Origin of the sequence: Amycolatopsis speibonae (assembly GCF_042647925.1) — a bacterium.
Taxonomy (GTDB): Bacteria; Actinomycetota; Actinomycetes; order Mycobacteriales; family Pseudonocardiaceae; genus Amycolatopsis; species Amycolatopsis speibonae.
Genome location: NZ_JBHRWK010000014.1, coordinates 68,992 through 84,747 on the forward strand (window position 1 = coordinate 68,992; position 15,756 = coordinate 84,747).

Annotated in this window: 17 protein-coding genes; 13 read left to right on the plus strand and 4 right to left on the minus strand. The window is 68.7% G+C overall.

Features of this window, described 5'->3' with window-relative positions:
• Positions 1 to 13: 13 nt before the first annotated feature.
• The 6 genes from ACFOSH_RS08285 (at position 14) to ACFOSH_RS08310 (ending at position 4,433) form a co-directional block, all read left to right on the plus strand.
• Positions 14 to 1,210, plus strand: coding sequence for a glycosyltransferase family 4 protein (locus ACFOSH_RS08285; protein ID WP_378238129.1), 1,197 nt, complete (start codon positions 14 to 16; stop codon positions 1,208 to 1,210).
• On the plus strand, positions 1,197 to 1,826 hold the full coding sequence (locus ACFOSH_RS08290; RefSeq protein ID WP_378238130.1) for an acyltransferase: 630 nt from the start codon (positions 1,197 to 1,199) through the stop codon (positions 1,824 to 1,826). The genes ACFOSH_RS08285 and ACFOSH_RS08290 overlap by 14 nt, the downstream gene beginning before the upstream one ends.
• Positions 1,827 to 1,867: 41 nt before the next feature.
• On the plus strand, positions 1,868 to 2,395 hold the full coding sequence (locus tag ACFOSH_RS08295; protein WP_378238131.1) for a Uma2 family endonuclease: 528 nt from the start codon (positions 1,868 to 1,870) through the stop codon (positions 2,393 to 2,395).
• Between the two features lie 147 nt (positions 2,396 to 2,542).
• Positions 2,543 to 3,106 (plus strand): copper resistance CopC family protein, encoded by a 564-nt coding sequence (locus tag ACFOSH_RS08300; RefSeq protein ID WP_378238132.1) that lies wholly within the window; start codon positions 2,543 to 2,545, stop codon positions 3,104 to 3,106.
• 71 nt (positions 3,107 to 3,177) lie between these two features.
• Positions 3,178 to 3,687 carry a SigE family RNA polymerase sigma factor gene (locus ACFOSH_RS08305; protein ID WP_378238133.1) on the plus strand — a complete coding sequence of 170 codons (510 nt, stop codon included), beginning with the start codon at positions 3,178 to 3,180 and terminating at the stop codon, positions 3,685 to 3,687.
• Positions 3,684 to 4,433, plus strand: a complete 750-nt coding sequence (locus ACFOSH_RS08310; RefSeq protein WP_378238134.1) for a hypothetical protein — start codon at positions 3,684 to 3,686, stop codon at positions 4,431 to 4,433. The genes ACFOSH_RS08305 and ACFOSH_RS08310 overlap by 4 nt, the downstream gene beginning before the upstream one ends.
• Here the strand turns inward: ACFOSH_RS08310 and ACFOSH_RS08315 are convergent.
• From ACFOSH_RS08315 to ACFOSH_RS08325, 3 genes are read right to left on the minus strand one after another with little or no spacing between them, the layout of a single operon-like run.
• Positions 4,423 to 4,947 carry a hypothetical protein gene (locus ACFOSH_RS08315; RefSeq protein WP_378238135.1) on the minus strand — a complete coding sequence of 175 codons (525 nt, stop codon included), beginning with the start codon at positions 4,945 to 4,947 and terminating at the stop codon, positions 4,423 to 4,425. The genes ACFOSH_RS08310 and ACFOSH_RS08315 overlap by 11 nt on opposite strands.
• 42 nt (positions 4,948 to 4,989) lie before the next feature.
• Complete coding sequence (locus ACFOSH_RS08320; RefSeq protein ID WP_378238136.1) at positions 4,990 to 5,949, minus strand: Gfo/Idh/MocA family protein; 960 nt, start codon at positions 5,947 to 5,949, stop codon at positions 4,990 to 4,992.
• Positions 5,946 to 7,052 carry a DegT/DnrJ/EryC1/StrS family aminotransferase gene (locus tag ACFOSH_RS08325; RefSeq protein ID WP_378238137.1) on the minus strand — a complete coding sequence of 369 codons (1,107 nt, stop codon included), beginning with the start codon at positions 7,050 to 7,052 and terminating at the stop codon, positions 5,946 to 5,948. Before ACFOSH_RS08325 ends, ACFOSH_RS08320 begins: the two co-directional genes overlap by 4 nt.
• 158 nt (positions 7,053 to 7,210) lie before the next feature.
• Between ACFOSH_RS08325 and ACFOSH_RS08330 the strand changes: the two genes are divergently transcribed.
• Genes ACFOSH_RS08330 through ACFOSH_RS08360 form a run of 7 tightly spaced genes read left to right on the plus strand, consistent with a single transcriptional unit; the run spans position 7,211 to position 13,623 of the window.
• Positions 7,211 to 7,936, plus strand: a complete 726-nt coding sequence (locus ACFOSH_RS08330) for a UDP-N-acetylglucosamine acyltransferase (protein ID WP_378238138.1) — start codon at positions 7,211 to 7,213, stop codon at positions 7,934 to 7,936.
• Between the two features lie 17 nt (positions 7,937 to 7,953).
• A complete protein-coding gene (locus tag ACFOSH_RS08335) occupies positions 7,954 to 8,193 on the plus strand; it encodes an acyl carrier protein (protein ID WP_005149592.1) in 240 nt (79 codons plus the stop codon).
• A complete protein-coding gene (locus tag ACFOSH_RS08340; RefSeq protein ID WP_020632875.1) occupies positions 8,193 to 8,918 on the plus strand; it encodes an SDR family NAD(P)-dependent oxidoreductase in 726 nt (241 codons plus the stop codon). The genes ACFOSH_RS08335 and ACFOSH_RS08340 overlap by 1 nt, the downstream gene beginning before the upstream one ends.
• Positions 8,918 to 10,327: an AMP-binding protein gene (locus ACFOSH_RS08345; RefSeq protein WP_378238139.1), complete on the plus strand. Its 1,410-nt coding sequence runs from the start codon at positions 8,918 to 8,920 to the stop codon at positions 10,325 to 10,327. The genes ACFOSH_RS08340 and ACFOSH_RS08345 overlap by 1 nt, the downstream gene beginning before the upstream one ends.
• On the plus strand, positions 10,324 to 11,376 hold the full coding sequence (locus ACFOSH_RS08350) for a LuxE/PaaK family acyltransferase (protein WP_378238140.1): 1,053 nt from the start codon (positions 10,324 to 10,326) through the stop codon (positions 11,374 to 11,376). Before ACFOSH_RS08345 ends, ACFOSH_RS08350 begins: the two co-directional genes overlap by 4 nt.
• Positions 11,373 to 12,614: an acyl-CoA reductase gene (locus tag ACFOSH_RS08355; protein ID WP_378238141.1), complete on the plus strand. Its 1,242-nt coding sequence runs from the start codon at positions 11,373 to 11,375 to the stop codon at positions 12,612 to 12,614. The genes ACFOSH_RS08350 and ACFOSH_RS08355 overlap by 4 nt, the downstream gene beginning before the upstream one ends.
• A gap of 34 nt (positions 12,615 to 12,648) precedes the next feature.
• Positions 12,649 to 13,623 carry a lysylphosphatidylglycerol synthase transmembrane domain-containing protein gene (locus tag ACFOSH_RS08360; RefSeq protein WP_378238142.1) on the plus strand — a complete coding sequence of 325 codons (975 nt, stop codon included), beginning with the start codon at positions 12,649 to 12,651 and terminating at the stop codon, positions 13,621 to 13,623.
• 59 nt (positions 13,624 to 13,682) lie between these two features.
• Here ACFOSH_RS08360 and ACFOSH_RS08365 read toward each other — a convergent pair whose 3' ends face one another.
• Positions 13,683 to 15,638: a DUF6541 family protein gene (locus ACFOSH_RS08365; RefSeq protein ID WP_378238144.1), complete on the minus strand. Its 1,956-nt coding sequence runs from the start codon at positions 15,636 to 15,638 to the stop codon at positions 13,683 to 13,685.
• Positions 15,639 to 15,756: the final 118 nt, after the last annotated feature.

Consider the following 15,756-nt stretch of genomic DNA (forward strand, 5'->3'; position numbering starts at 1 on the left):
GGAGAGCCGCCCCATGCGCATCGCCGTCGTCAACAACTTCTTCCCGCCGAGGGTGGGCGGAAGCGCGCACATGGCGGCGTCCCTGGCCGAGCAGTACGCGGCGCGCGGGCACGAGGTGCTCGCGATCACCGCGGCCTACGCCGACGCCCCGGCCGACGAGACGAAGGACGGCTACCGCGTCGTCCGCCTGCCCGCGGTGAAGATGCCGCAGTTGGGCCTGTCGATCGACTTCGACATGAGCTTCGCCTCGCTGCGGCCGGGGAACTGGCGGCGGCTGCGGGCCCTGCTGGACGAGTTCAAACCGGACGCGATCCACCTGCACGGGCAGTTCTTCGACCTGTCGTGGCTGGCCGGGCGGTACGCGCGGCGGCACAAGCTGCCGATGCTGCTGACCATCCACACGCTGCTGATCAGCGACAACAAGCTGTACGGCGGTGTCTTCCGGTTCCTGGACACCGTGCTGGTGAACCCGATCCTGCGCTACCTCAAGCCGCGGTACGTCATCCTCGACAAGCTCGGAGTCGACTACTGCGTCGAGCGCTACGGCACCAGCGACGACAACTCGGACTACTTCCCGATCGCCGTCGACACCGGGAACTTCGAGAAGCCGCTCACCAAGGACGTGCGGGCGGAGCACGACCTGGGTGACGGTCCGGTGATCGTCTCGCTCGGGCACGTGATCCCGCTGCGCAACCGGCTTCCGCTGGTCGAGGCGCTGCCGTCCATTTTGGACAAGCACCCCGGCGTGAAGGTGGTCGTCGTCGGCCGCGTGTATCACGACGTCTTCCTCAAGCGGGCCGAAGAACTCGGTGTCGCGGACGCCATCATCGTCACCGGCGCCGTCCCGAAGGCCGACGTGCCCGCGTACTTCGCCGCCGCCGACATCGTCACGCACGACCTCAACGGCGGCTGCGGCACCGCGTCGCTGGAGGCGATGCTCTCGGGCACCGCGACCATCGCTTCGGTCACCGAGGACAACTACCCCGGCATCGAACTCCGCAACGGCGAGAACATCCTGCTGGTGCGCCCGGACGACAGCGAGGCGGTGGCGAACACCGTCATCGAACTGCTCGACGACCCGGAGAAGCGGGCTTTGGTGGCACAGCGCGAAAGCGCGATGGTGCGGGCCAACTTCGGCCTCGACGTCGTCGCGGAGGAACACCTGCGCACCTTCGAGAAACTGGTGACCGAGGCCGATGTTCTTCGATGACGAGCGCAGCAACCGGCTGCGCCCGCAGATCCTGACCGAACTCGTTTCGCAGTACATGAACGACGCCGAGCGCGCCCGGTTCTACGGGCTGCCGGAGTCGACCAGGGTCCGCGAACGGGTCAAGATCATCAGCCCGGAGAACCTGACGATCGGCGAACACTGCTGGATCGGCGAAGGCGCCGCGCTCGACGCGAGCGGCGGGCTGGAGATCGGCGAGCACACCAGCATCGGCCTGAACACGCTGATCTTCACCCATTCCAGCTGGCTCGCGAACATGACGCTGCAGAACCACTCCGGCAGCGACCTCATCGAGCGCAAGCCGGTGAAGATCGGCAAAGGCTGCTTCATCGGCGGCCTGGTGGTGATCATGGCGGGCGTGACGATCGGCGATTTCGCCACGGTGCAGCCGAACTCCGTGGTCGCCAAGGACGTCCCGCCGCGCAGTCTCGTGGCGGGCAATCCCGCGCGGGTCTTCCAGCGCTACGACGACGAGTACATCCAGTCCGAAGTGGAGCGTGTGCGCGGCGAGAACGCGCGGCGGCGTGCGCTGGCTGAGGAGCGGGGGGACACTTCTTCGTCCTGGGGCGCTCCGGCGGGCGACTTCACGGAGTCGTGAGTGTTTTGGGTCGTTCTAACGACACTGATCACTCACGACAGGTGACTCTCGACGTCTGGGCGGCCATGCCCCAGAATCGGGCCGAAGTGTCCGGCGGCGTCCTGGTCGCGGCACCATCCCTGGATTCCCGGCACCAACTGGCGGTGACGCGGCTCGCGTATTTGCTGGATGAGCGGCTCGCGGGTCTGGCCGCCTTCGCTGGAGTCGAACTTTTGCTTGCCGACGAGCCGTTGACCATTCGCGTACCGGACGTTCTGGTCACGAGCCGCCCCGACCTGGACGTTCCCCGCTCGGCCGCCGCGGACGTGCGGCTCGTCATCGAGGTCCTGTCCGAGGGCACCGTCCGCACCGACCGGGTCACCAAGTTCTCCGAGTACGCCGAAGTCGGCATCGAGCACTACTGGATCGTCGACCTCGAAGACCCGGCGAGCATGGTCACCTATCGCCTGATCGACGGCGAATACGAGAACTTCGGAGAGCACACCGGCAAGGTGAGCTTCGACTTCGACGGCACGCCGCTCACCTTCGACCTCGACGCGCTGACCACCCGCCACGCGCAGCGCCCCTGATCACGCGAGTCACCCCTCCAATCACGCGAGTTACCTCTCTGATCACGCGAGTCACGCCTCAATCCTCAGTCGGACGGGAACCACCACCCCGCCAGAGCCGACTATTAGGCTCAGCGTGCGAGTTCCCCGGCGAGGAGGGTGAGGCAGATGAGGTTCAAGCGGTTCGGCGCGTCGTTGCTGGTCACCGGGCTGGCCCTGCTGGGCGCCGCGACCCCGGCGCTGGCCCATTCGGAGCTGAAGAGCAGCGACCCGGCGAGGGGCGCTTCGCTCGCGACGCCGCCGACGCAGATCAAGCTGACCTTCACCGGCCCGGTCACCCTCCCCGAGAACCCGATCCAGATCACCGGCCCCGAGAACGCGTCGTGGACGGTCGGCCGGGCGGAGGTCGCCGGCATGGTCGTCACCGCGCCGGTCCAGGCCGTCGGACCCGCGGGCGAGTACACCCTCCGCTACAAGGTGACCTTCGAGGACTCGCACGTCGCGAGCGGCTCGGTGAAGTTCAACCTCAGCGCCTCAGCCCCGATAAGCCAGGTCCAGAGCAGCCAGGCCCAGACCAGCCAGCCCCCGACGAGCAGCGCGACCCCGGCACCGCAGTCCGGCGAGACCACTCCCGAAGGCCTGCTGCCGACCTGGGTGTGGATCGTCCTCGCGGTCGCCGTGGTCGCCGCCGGTCTCGTCGTCGCGCTCCGGTTCACTCGACGGAAGGACTGAGCCTTCACGGAACGGCAGCGGTCGAGGCAACCTTTCAGGTGGTCAACCGTCGAACGGAGATGAGGACCAGGGTGGCTCGCGGCGATGACGAGTTCGTCGAGTTCGTGCGGAACTCGTCGACCCGTCTTCAGCATGCGGCCTACCTGCTGACCAGCGATCGCCATCAGGCGGAGGACGCCGCCCAGACGGCGCTCGCCAAGACGTACGCGGCCTGGTCGCGGGTACGTCGCAAGGACGCCTACGCCTACGCGCGGCAGGTCCTCGTCAACCATGTCATCGACGGCTGGCGGCGCCCGATCCGCGAGAACGCCACCGAGGAGATCCCCGAGCGGCCGAGCGGGCTGGACGTCGCCGGGGCCGTTGTCCAGCGGAAATGGCTCCTTGACGCGTTGCGTACGCTCACAGACCGGGAGAGAGCCGTAGTGGTGCTCCGGCACTTCTTCGACTTGAAGGAATCCGATGTGGCCGGTGAGTTGGGTGTCTCGGTGGGCACCGTGAAGAGCACCAACTCCCGCGCCCTGACCAAGCTGCGGATCACCGCGGAGGACGGAACGGAACTGATCGGGGGGCTGGGACGATGACCGACCTCGAGACGCTGCGCTCGGCTTTGCGGGAACCGCCTGCCGAGGAGTTCACCGAGCCCGACCTCGGCGCGATCATGGCGAAGGGCGGCCGTATCCGCCGCCGTCGCCGTCTCGCGACCGGCGCGGGCGGGGTCGCCGCCACCGTGGTGACGGTGCTGGTCATCGTCGGCGCGGTCGCGCTGCGGGAGCCGGCACCCGCCCAGCGACCGCTCCCGCCGGCCGCGAGTGCTCCGTCCTCGTCGCCGCTGGTGCCGACGCCCCCACCGCAGCCGACGATCACCAAGGCGGCGCCGAGCCCGGCGCCGCTGGGCAACGTCATCTCGCTCGAGACCAAGGGCGATGGCGGCCGGGAGATGGTGCTCTACGCTTCCGCGCTCGACGAGCCCGCCCTGCCGGAAGTCGAGTTCGCCCTGCGGGTCGCGTACCGGAACGACGACGGTACCTACGAAGACCTGATGACCAGCAACGAGTACAAGAAAACCGACCGGTCGTTCGGCTTCCACGCGGTGGACGGCGGTGATCTGGTCCAGGGCGCGTTCGTCCCCGTGTTCGGCTACTTCTCCGGCTCGGCGGCGCGGATCACCAGCACGGTCCGGGGGAAGCCGGTCGAGGCGAAGGTGGTCCCCTGGAGCGAAGACCCGACGGTCGCCATCTTCTGGTTCGACGGTTCCCAGGTGGAGTCGGCGGGCGTCCTGACCCCCCTCATCGCCTACGACGCGAGGGGCCAGCGCCTCACGAAGTGAGCGACTGATCTCCACCCGGGCCGAGGCGCGGTCGCCGGATTTCGGCGAAATAGGCGCGGACCGGGGACCGGTGCAACCCGACGATGCCGGACACGGTCCCCGCGAGGACGAGCACGTCGATCACGATGAGAACGATCCCCAGGGCCGGCACCTGTACTTCGCCGCCCAGCACGGTGGCGCGCTCGGTCGCGTCCACATAGCCGGCCACCGCGGCGATCACGGTGGTCAGCAGGATGAGGCTCACGAAGCACGCCGAAACGGTGAGGGCCACCCGTGCCCAGTTCCGGCCCGCCCTGGTCACCACGCACAGCGCCATCTGGACGACGCCGAGCACGAGGAACCAGATGATGGCCGACGAACCCGAATCCTCCCGGCGGAGGCGGGACATGCCTTCCGGAACTTCGGCGTCCGCGGCTTGCACGAAGGCGAGGATAGAGAGCAGTCCCGAGGTGATCATCCACGTCAACGCCGCCAGGGCCAGAACGGTCGTCGCGCGCTTGAGGGTCTTGGGCACCCGCGGACGTTAGCCGTGCCCGGCCGGGACAGGTCCCTGACGTCAGGCCGCGGCCTGCGTCAGCACCTGGTCGACGACGGAGTGCGAGGGCAGGATCAGGTCGCGCTCGGTGTCGGCGTCGATCTTGCCTTCGAGCAGCTCCAGGAACCTGTCCAGCTGGGTCGCGAGCGGCTCGCGCGCGGTGACCAGCTCCGGGATCTCGATGACGGTCTGCTGCCGGTAGCCGAGGCCGTCCTCGGTGACCGAGTCGTGCGAGACGTGCCGGTAGATGGTGACGTCGCGGCGCAGCAGGTCGATCTCGATCATGCGGTCCAGCTCGGACACCCAGAGCGAACGGACCTTGCGCTGCCCGAGGCGGGACGCGGAAACCGTGGCGAGCCCGGATTCGAACGAAAGCACCGTCTCGATGGTGTCTTCGGCGCCCTCGACCGAGTTCGGGTGGAAGTAGCCGGCGCCGGAGGCGACCCGCTGCGGGGTCGCGCCGCCGAAGAACTGGATCGCCAGGTCGACGTCGTGCACCAGCAGGTCCCACGCGACACCGGTCTTGATGCGCGGCGCGTAGGGGCCGTGGCGGCGGGCCATCAGGTGGATCGGCTCGTTGACCAGCGCCCGCGCGGTCATCACGGCCGGGTTGTAGCGCTCCAGGAGCCCGCACATCAGCGGGACGTCCTTCTTCGCCGAAAGCCCGACGATCTCCTTGGAGAATTCGAGGCTGTTGCACACCGGCTTCTCGACCAGCAACGGCTTGCCCTGGCCAAGGATCTCCTGCGCCAACTCGTAATGTGCCTCGGTGGCCGAGGCGAGCACGACGGCGTCCACATCGGACAGTGAGCCGATTTCGGGCGTCCACTGGGTTTCGTAGCGCTCGGCGACCTTGCGGCCTGCCTCTTCACGCGGGTCGATCACGCGGACGAGGTCCACGCGCTCGTTCGCGGCGAGCACACGGGCGTGCAGCGAACCCATGTTCCCGGTGCCGATGAGGGCGATCCTGTGCGTCGTCATGCGCCGAGTACCTCGCGAACCGTTTCGATGATGGTGTCCAGATCGGACTCGGAAAGGTGCGGGTGCACCGGCAGCGAAAGCGCCTGCGCGGCGACGGAAGCGGCCACCGGGAAGTCCTCGACCTTCGCGTCGGGGATCAGCGGGTTGTTCCGGTAGCAGTCGTAGTCGAAGACGATCTTCGGGTAGTAGATCCCGTTGCCGATGCCCTTTTCGGTGAGGGCGGCGGCGAGTTCGTCGCGGGAGAGGAAGGCGTGCGGGCCGACCAGCACGGTGTACTGGTGCCACACGTGCTCGCGGCCCGGCAGGACCTGCGGGATGTCGAGACCCGGCGTGCCGGCGAGGCCCTCGGAAAGGCGCTTCGCGTTGGCCTGGCGGGCGGCGGTGAGCTGGTCCAGCTTCTCCAGCTGCGGGATGCCGACGGCGGCGTGCAGGTCGGTCATCCGGTAGTTGTGCCCGGCGACCTCGTACTGGTACCGGGCGCGCATGCCCTGGTTGCGCAGCACGCGCAGCGCGTCGGCCAGCTTGTCGTCGTCCGTGGTGATCACGCCGCCCTCGGCGGTGGTGATGTTCTTGGTGGCGTACAAGGAGAAACAGCCGATCCCGAAGGATCCGGCCTGCTTGCCCTCGAACGACGCGCCGACGGCCTGCGCCGAGTCTTCGATGATCTTGAGACCGTGCTCGGCGGCCAGCGGCGCGAGCTTGCCCATGTCCGCTGTCTGCCCGTAGAGGTGCACGGGCATCAGGACCTTGGTGCGGTCGGTGATCGCGGCGGCCACGGCGTCCGTGTCGATCGCGAAGTCGTCGCGCCGGATGTCGGCGAAGCGCACTGTCGCGCCCGCTTCCAGGATCGCGTTCAGCGTCGCCACGAAGGTGAACGGCGAGGTGACGACCTCGTCGCCCGGCTTGAGGTCGAGCGCCTGGATGGCGGCGACCAGCGCGGTGGTGCCGTTGTTGACGGCGATCGCGTGCTTCGTGCCGGAAACGCTCGCGAACGCGTCCTCGAAGCGCTTGACCATCGGTCCCTGTGCGATGGCGCCGGATCGCAGCACCTCGACGACGAGGTCCTCCGCGTCACGGACGTCGACCACGGTAATGGGGATCATCTGCAAGTCTCTCTCGACTGGGCGTTCTGGTGCGTCCGGTACAGTGAGCCGCCGGTTCTGCGCCCGGCCGCCCTCTCTGGCGCGGGCCACACGTTACCGGGACCGCCGAAGCGCCCATTACCCCAGGCTGCCTCCCAGCCACGACGAACGGATCTCACGTGGTGAACCGCATCCACCCGACAGCGATCATCGGCGAGGGTGTCGAGCTCGGCGACGACAACGTCATCGGACCGTTCACCGTCATCGTGGGCCCGGCGCGCATCGGCGACGGCAACTGGATCGGCCCGCACGTGACCATCGGCACCCCGGGCGAGGACCGCGGCCGCGAACACCCCGCCGCCTGGGACTCCGCGCCGAACGGTGATCCCGATCACGACGGCCACGGCGTCGTCATCGGCAGCCGCAACCGGATCCGCGAGTACGTCAGCGTCCACCAGGGCACCTGGCGCACGACCACCGTCGGCGACGGCGGCTACTTCCTCCGCGGCTCCCACATCGCCCACGACTGCCTGGTCGAGGACGCCGTCACGGTCGCCTCGAACGTCATCACCGGCGGCCACTGCCACATCTGGACCGGGGCGAACCTGGGCATGGGCGCGATCCTGCACCAGCGGGTCGTCATCGGCCCCGGCGCGATGGTCGGGATGAGCTCCGCGGTCCGCAAGGAGGTGGGCGCGTTCACCATCGCCGTCGGCAACCCCGCACGGGTGACAGGCGTCAATACCGTCGGGCTGTCCCGCCGCGGGCTGGACGAGGCCACCATCGAGGCACTGGGACCGTGGTTGAAGGGTAAGGCCGGTCTCCCTGAGGACGGGCTGGCCGACCGGCTGCCCGGCGACCTCTCTACCTTGGTGAAGGCGTGGGACGCCCGTCCGCGCGAGTGAGTACTAGGAGTTCAACGATGGCGGAAGTCGCCGGCAAGCTGCGTGAGGTCTTCGTCGAGGCGCTGGACCTCGACGGCGAGGTCGATGTCGAGAACCTGAAGTACCGCGACATCGAAGCCTGGGACTCGGTCGGTCACATGGCGCTGGTCGCGGCCATCGAGGACGAGTTCGATGTGGAATTCGACACCGATCAGGTGATCGACATGTCCAGCTTCAAGGTCGCCGTCGACATGGTGACCGACCTCCAGTCCAAGTGATGCTGGACGGAAAGGTCGCCCTGGTCACCGGCGGTACTCGGGGCATCGGGCTCGCCACCGCGCGGGCGCTCGCCGAGGCGGGCGCCACCGTGGTGCTGACCGGCCGCGACGAGGCCAAGGCCAAGGAAGCGGCGGCCGCGGCGGGGGCCGCGAGCGGACTCGCGCTGGACGTCACCGACGCCAAGGCCGTGTCGACGCTGGTCCGCGGCGTGGCCAAGGAGCACGGCAAGCTCGACATCGTGGTCGCCAACGCCGGGATCATGGAGGACGCGCTCCTCGGCATGATCCGCGAGGAACTGGTCGACACCACGTTGAGCACGAACGTCGCCGGCACGCTGCACACCGTCCAGGCCGCGGCCAGGGCGATGATGCGCAAGAAAACCGGCGCCATCGTCGTTCTCGCCTCGATCGTCGGCGAGCACGGAAGCGCCGGTCAGACGGTGTACGCGGCTTCGAAGGCGGCGGTGGCGAACATCGCGCGTTCGGCCGCGAAGGAACTCGGCCGCTCCGGGATCCGGGTCAACGCGGTGGCGCCCGGCGTCATCGACACCGACCTGACCTCGGGCCTGACGGAGGACGCGAAGGCCGAGAACATCGGCAAGACGCCCCTCGGACGGCTCGGGACGCCCGAAGACGTGGCGAACGCGATCCGGTTCCTCGTCAGTGATGACGCCTCGTTCATCACCGGCCAGGTGCTGGGCATCGATGGAGGACTTGTTCTCTGATGACCCTTTTGGGTGTGGGTGCACGACTGATCGACGTCACGAGCGGCAAAACGCTCGCGGGCGAGGAGCTCGACACGGAGGTCACCCGCGTGGGGGCCGCGCTGGGGCTGCTGCCGCCGGGCGCGCTGTTCGCGCGGATGTCTGTGGACCTCGAAAGCGTGCTGAACTACCTCGGCGCCTTCGAAGCGGGCAGGGCGATCGCGCTGATCGACCCGGCGCTGGACGCCGACGTCCTGGCGGGGCTCATCGAGCGCTTCCGCCCGGCCGCCGTGCTGTCCGCGCCGGACGCGCCCGCGCCCGAGGGGTACGGCGTCTCCGACGGGCACTGGGTCCGCGAGTCCGCCGAAGGTGTCGAGCCGCATCCTCACCTGGCGATCCTGCTGCCGACCAGCGGTTCCACCGGCAACCCGAAGCTGGTCCGGCTCTCGCGGGGCGCGGTGTTCGCCAACGCCGACGCGATCGCGCAGGTGCTCGGCATCGACGGCGACGAGGTCGCGCCGACCTGCCTGCCGCTGCACTACAGCTACGGCCTGTCCGTGCTGAACTCCCATCTCGTCCGCGGCGCGACAGTCGTCATCGAGCCTTCGGGCGTGCTGGGGCGCGGCTTCTGGGACGCGGTCAACGAGCACAAGGTCACTTCGCTCGCCGGGGTCCCGTATCACTACGAGATGCTGCGGCGGCTCAAGTTCGACCCGGCGAAGTACCCGACGCTGCGCACGCTGACCCAGGCGGGCGGCAAGCTCCGCGACGACCTCATCGCCCAGTTCAACGACAAGATCCGCGAGGTCGGCGGGCGGATGTTCGTGATGTACGGGCAGACGGAGGCCGCCCCGCGGATGACCACCGTCCCGGCGGACCGGCTCGCGGAGAAGCTCGGCTCGGCCGGGCCCGCGCTGCCCGGCGGCTCGTTCGCCGTCCGGCGTGAGGACGGTTCCGAGACCAAGCACCCGAAGATCGTCGGCGAGGTCGTCTACCGCGGGCCCAACGTGATGATGGGGTACGCCGACGACGAGGCGGGGCTGGCCGCGGGCGACGAGTACGGCGGCGTGCTGGCCACCGGCGACCTCGGCTACCTCGACGAGGACGGGTTCCTCTACATCACCGGGCGCCTCAAGCGGATCGGCAAGGTCTTCGGCAACCGGGTCAGCCTGGATGATCTCGAGCACGCCGTGCGTTCTGCTTCGGTGGGGATCGACGTCGTGGCCGCCGTCGCGGCCGGGGACAAGGTCGTCCTGTTCGCCGAGTTGCCTGAGGGCGACGGAGCCAAGGCGATCTGCAAGGACGCCGCCAAGGCGCTGTCCGAACGGCTGCACCTGCACACCAGCGGGTTCGACGTCCGCGCATGCGACACCGTGCCGCTGCTCGCCAGCGGCAAGATCGACTACCGGTCGCTGGAGGCCCAGGTATGAGTGTGTTCACGCTTTCGCAGGCCGAGCGCGAGAAGCACTTGCTTCCGCAGCTCGCCGAGCTCACCGAGCACCACCGCGAGAACTCCGAGGGCTACGACCGCATCCTCTCGTCGCTCGGCATCGCGCGGGACGCGTCGTTCGCCTCCATCGCGGACCTGCCGTGGCTGCCGGTGCGGATGTTCAAGACGCACGACCTCCGGTCCATTCCGGAGTCGGAGATCTTCAAGACGCTGACGTCCTCGGGCACCACCGGCGCGGGCGCGTCGCGGATCTACCTGGACAAGGCAGCCGCCGGCGCGCAGACCAAGCAGCTCGGCGCGACGCTGCAGGAAGTCCTCGGCAACGAGCGGCTGCCGATGCTGATGGTCGACACTGTCGGCATCATCAAGAACCGCCGCTCGTTCTCCGCGCGCGGCGCGGGCGTGCTGGGCATGGCCAACTTCGGCCGCAAGCACACCTACGTGCTCGACGAGAACGACGAGCCGGACGTCGAGGCGGTCAAGACGTTCCTCGCGACCTACGGCGACAAGCCGTTCCTGATCTTCGGCTTCACCTTCATGGTGTGGCAGTACCTCTACGAGGTCGCGCGTGAGCACAAGCTGGACCTGTCCAACGGGATCCTGATCCACTCCGGCGGCTGGAAGAAGCTGATCGACCGCGCGGTCGACAACACCGAGTTCCGCCGTCGCTTCAAAGAGGACACCGGCCTCACTCGGATCCACAACTACTACGGGATGATCGAGCAGATCGGCACCGTGTTCCTCGAAGGTCCTTCCGGGAACTCGCTGTACTGCCCCGACTTCGCGGACGTCGTGATCCGGAACCCGGAGACCTGGGAAGAGCAGCCGGTCGGCGAGCCGGGCGTGATCGAGGTCGTCAGCACGCTGCCGCATTCGTACCCGGGCCATGTCCTTCTCACCGAGGACCTCGGTGTCTGCAACGGGATCGACGACGGCGACTGGCCGGGCAAGCACTTCTCCGTCATGGGCAGGCTGCCCAAGGCCGAGGCCCGCGGTTGCTCGGACACCTTCCAGGGGGCGGCGGCATGACACTCAACCAGCGTTTTCCGGTTTCGGACGCGATCGAGGTCGACAAGCTCGTCGAAGAGCTGCGGGCCGAGCCTGTCGGCGGACGGCTTCGGGTCGGTGACCCGCGTGTCGTCGAGTTCCTGACGAAGTTCGCGCGCAAGCTGCTCGCGCCCGCGACGGCTCGCCGTTTCCCGGAGCTCGCGTCGCTCGGTTTCTTCCTGCGCAAGGGAGAGATCGCCAAGGCACTCTCCACTTTGGAGACTTCAGGCGACGCACTGCGCTTCCCGCGCGGGCTCGTCTTTCACGTGCCGCCTGCCAACGTCGACACGATTTTCGTGTACTCGTGGGCGCTTTCGGCGTTGGCGGGCAACCACAACGTCGTCCGCGTGTCCTCCCGTTCGGCCGGTGCGGCCGAGACGGTGCTGGAAGCGCTGAACGCCGCACTGTCCGAAGTGGACGCGGACACCGCCGCCGCGATCACCGCGACGCAGCGCATGGTCACCTACGACCGCAGCGACGCGATCAGCGGCGCGCTGTCGGTCGCCGCGGACCTGCGGGTCATCTGGGGCGGCGACACGTCGGTCGCGGCGCTGCGCAAGTACCCGCTGGCGCCGCACGCGCGCGACCTGACCTTCCCGGACCGATCGTCGTTCGCGGTCGCGTCGGTGCGCGGCTGGCAGAACGCCTCCGAGGCCGAGCGCCGCGGCGCGGCCGAGGGCTTCTACAACGACTCGTACTGGTTCGACCAGGCCGCCTGCTCGTCACCGCGCGCGGTGTTCTGGGTCGGCGACGAAGCCGGGGCGAAGGAAGCCGGGCAGGAGTTCCGGAAGCTGCTCGCCGAGGTGCTGGCGACGAAACAGCACGTCACCGAGCCCGCGATGGCCGTCCAGAAGCGGGTTTCGGCGTACGGCGCGGCCGTCGACGGACTCGTCAGCGGCATCGAGTTCCAGGGCAACGGCCTCGCGACGCTCGAACTCGCCGACCCCGCGATCCTGCCGCGCGAATGGCTCGGCGCCGGCACTTTCGCCAACGCGCGGGTGGAAACGCTTTCCGACCTTGTCCCGATCGTGCTCCGCAAAGATCAAACCGTCGGTCAATTCGGCTTCAGCAAAGAAGAATTGACGCAATTCGTGACGGAATTGGCGGGCCGCGGCGTCGACCGTGTCGTTCCCTTCGGATCGGCCCTGACGTTCTCCGTGATTTGGGACGGCTACGATCTGCTGACCGAGTTCAGCCGCTTGGTGACCGTACAGGCCTGACCTGCGGCGACAGAGGTACAGCAGAGGAGGTTCAGTGACGACTGTCGAAACGCCCGAAGAGGACACTTCGGTAAGTGTTAAACAGCCGAAATCCACCAAGGCGAAGATCCTCGACGTCGTCCGCTGGGTCGCGATCCTGCTGGTCGTCGCTTTCGCGGCGAAGACACTTGTCACCAATTGGGGTGAATTCTGGCGGACCTTGTCCGAGGTCGCGTGGGAATCCTCCACGTTGAGCCTGCTCGCGCTCATCGCCGCGATCATGGTGTCGACCTACGGCTGGCAGGTCATGGTCGACGACCTCGGCAAGCCGATCGGCTACGCCCGCGGCGCGCAGATCTGCCTCGTCGGCTCGCTCGGAAAATACGTGCCGGGTTCGGTGTGGGCGTACCTGCTGCAGATGGAACTGGGCCGCAAGGCCGGGCTCGCCAGGGCCCGGATCTTCACCGGTTCGCTGATCCAGCTCGGCGTCGGCGTGGTGTCCGCGCTGGTCGTCTCGCTGCTCGCGGCACCCGCGGTGTTCAGCAACAGCCCGCGGGCGATGTGGCTGTTCGTGCTCATCCCGGTCGGCCTCGCGATGCTGCACCCGAAGGTGCTGACCTGGGGCACGTCGCTCGTGCTGCGGATCCTGCGCCGCCCGCCGCTGGACCACCGGCTGAGCTGGTCGGTCGTCGGGAAGGTCTTCGGCTCGTCGACGGCCGCGTGGGCGCTGCAGGGCGTGCACCTGTGGCTGCTGGCGAACTCCGTCGGCACGCCGGGCTTCAGCGGTTTCGTGCTGTGCGTCGGCGCGATGGCCGTCGCGATGACCGTCGGGACGTTCGCGTTCATCCTGCCCAGCGGGGTGGGCGTCCGCGAGGTCGCGCAGGTCGCCGTGCTCACCGCGTCGGGCCTCACCGTCGGCCAGGCGACGGCTTTCGCCATCGCTTCGCGCGTCATGTTCACCGTCGCCGACCTGATCACCGCCGGCGCCGCCGCCCTCTCGGCCCGCCTGGTGACTTCCCCACGCAATTAGTTGCCTAATTGCGGCTACCAACTCGCGTCGGTCGCGGACGTAACGGCGCAATTAGGCAACTAATTGCGTGGGGCCTGCGCGGGGTTGAGCCGGTAGATGACCGCGTCGGCGTTCCGGTACACCTCGGTCACGAAGTTCAGCCCGTCCAGATCTCGCAGCCCGGCCTGGCGCGGGGCGCCCGTCGGGTAGCCGTACTGCCCGAGGATCACCCAGCGCACGTTCAGCCGCGCCGCCGCCGCCCGCACGTCGGCGTTCGACGGGTACTCGCGGAAGTGCCACTCCAGCAGCCGCGCGTCCGACGGCGACAGCGTCTCGTCGAAATGCCCGGAAGTCGTGCGGACGCCGGAGAGCGCGTAGGTCCACACCGTCCCGTCCAGACGGTCGTTCACCGCGCGCTCGCCGGGCTTCGCGAACTCGGCGAGCTTCTCCATCGCCACGACCTCGTCCGGGCTCACCGGCAGCTTGTGCGGGTTGATCCCCGGCGTGTTCGCGTAGCCGGACGCGACCTTCTCCGCGTTGGACCGCGCGTAGAAACCATTGCTCAGGAAGGCGAACCCGCCGAACACCAGTACCGCGACGACGAACGCGGGCACCTTCCGGTGTGCCACGGTGTCCCGCAGCCATGCCTGCGTCTCGGCGAGCCCGTGCGCGGCGATGATCGACAGCGGGATCGCCGCCATCGACATGAACCGGTACGGGTCGTTCCACCACGGCCGGGACAGCGCCAGCACGACAGGCTGCTCCGACGACGTCACCGCGATGTAGGCGAGCCCCGTGACCAGCGCAGTCACGCCGATCCAGCGCAGCCCGCCCGCCCGCGAGAAGAAGATGAAGCCCAGCAGCAACGTGGCCGAAAGCCAGATCTGCGGAAAGGGCTCGTGGTGCTGGAAGCCCAGCAGTGCGCCGAGCGCCGTCGAGGCCCGCCATTCGACCGGCCAGCTGCGGTAGGGCACCTCGCCGTTCGCGAGGCCGATCGCGCCGAACAGCTGCAGCCCCGCCACGACGACCGCGAGGGCGCCGACGATCGCCAGCGCACGCAGGTCCCGGCCGATCCGCCGCCACCGTTCACCGGGCGCGACCCAGCGTTGCAGCAGCAGCGGGCCGGCGAACAGGATCGCGCCGAACAACGCCGACGAGTGCACGCACAGCAGGCCGACAGCGCTGATCAGCAGCACGAAGCCGGTGTCGGGCGCCGGGCGGTCGAGGTACCGCTTCACCGCGACGGCGGCCAGCGGGGTCAGCGCGAGACCGAGCAGGAACGGGAGCAAAGGCCCCCTGCTCATCGATTCGTACAACCCCATCACCGGCGCGATGGAAACGAGCGCGGCCGCGCCCGCGAACACCGCGCGCCCCCGGAACACGCGCACCATCGTGACCAGCGACAACGCCAGCAGCGCGGGCAGCAGCGCGGTGTTCACGTCCAGTGTCAGCGGGATGCTCGCCGGGCTGAGCAGGTACACCACGGACGCGAGCAGGTGGTACGCGTTGGGGTAGAACACCGGCGCCGCGTCGCCGTACCAGTTGACCTCGCCGGTGGCGAACAGGCTGCCGTCACCGGTTTCGGCGATCTGCCGGACGCCGTTCGCGTGGTACACGGCGTCGAACCCCTGCGGGATGGCGTCCAGCCTGCCCATCCCGCGCACCACCGCGTACATCCCGACGGCGGCCGCGAGCAGCAGGCACGCCCCGACGGCGAGGTGCCCGGACCGTCCCCACAGCGGTTCCTCCGGTGCGGGCGGCCACCGGCGCAGGGTGAGCCGTCGCAGGCCGTACGCGACTCCGGCGAACAAGACCGTCGCCACCGCGTACGTCACCGGGCCGAACGGAAGGCCGAGCGCGGAAGTCCACGGCCCGGCGAGCCCGCCGATGGCGTAGCCGAGCAACGGCGTCATCCCCGCGAGGACCCAGCCGCGCAGGCCGGCGGCGAGACCGGTGAGCAGACCGGGAAGGCCGATGACGAGCAGCGCGACGCAGACCGTGAGGACGTCGGTCAGCATGGAGGTCTGGGTGGGCACAAGGCTTCCTCAGCGTCTGAAAGCGGAGTGGGGAATCCGCACGGAACCCCGAGGCGTGGAACGGAATGGGAAGCCAGATTAACGGCACTGGGCCGTTACCCGAAGGAGTCACATCCCG

What these genes read in the sequence shown, in the direction of transcription:
- ACFOSH_RS08325 (WP_378238137.1), bottom strand. Translation starts at nt 7,052, where the DNA reads ATGATCCCCATTACCGTGGTCGACGTCCGTGACGCGGAGGACCTCGTC.
- ACFOSH_RS08300 (WP_378238132.1), top strand. Translation starts at nt 2,543, where the DNA reads ATGAGGTTCAAGCGGTTCGGCGCGTCGTTGCTGGTCACCGGGCTGGCC.
- ACFOSH_RS08310 (WP_378238134.1), top strand. Translation starts at nt 3,684, where the DNA reads ATGACCGACCTCGAGACGCTGCGCTCGGCTTTGCGGGAACCGCCTGCC.
- ACFOSH_RS08350 (WP_378238140.1), top strand. Translation starts at nt 10,324, where the DNA reads ATGAGTGTGTTCACGCTTTCGCAGGCCGAGCGCGAGAAGCACTTGCTT.
- ACFOSH_RS08340 (WP_020632875.1), top strand. Translation starts at nt 8,193, where the DNA reads ATGCTGGACGGAAAGGTCGCCCTGGTCACCGGCGGTACTCGGGGCATC.
- ACFOSH_RS08345 (WP_378238139.1), top strand. Translation starts at nt 8,918, where the DNA reads ATGACCCTTTTGGGTGTGGGTGCACGACTGATCGACGTCACGAGCGGC.
- ACFOSH_RS08285 (WP_378238129.1), top strand. Translation starts at nt 14, where the DNA reads ATGCGCATCGCCGTCGTCAACAACTTCTTCCCGCCGAGGGTGGGCGGA.
- ACFOSH_RS08320 (WP_378238136.1), bottom strand. Translation starts at nt 5,949, where the DNA reads ATGACGACGCACAGGATCGCCCTCATCGGCACCGGGAACATGGGTTCG.
- ACFOSH_RS08355 (WP_378238141.1), top strand. Translation starts at nt 11,373, where the DNA reads ATGACACTCAACCAGCGTTTTCCGGTTTCGGACGCGATCGAGGTCGAC.
- ACFOSH_RS08290 (WP_378238130.1), top strand. Translation starts at nt 1,197, where the DNA reads ATGTTCTTCGATGACGAGCGCAGCAACCGGCTGCGCCCGCAGATCCTG.
- ACFOSH_RS08335 (WP_005149592.1), top strand. Translation starts at nt 7,954, where the DNA reads ATGGCGGAAGTCGCCGGCAAGCTGCGTGAGGTCTTCGTCGAGGCGCTG.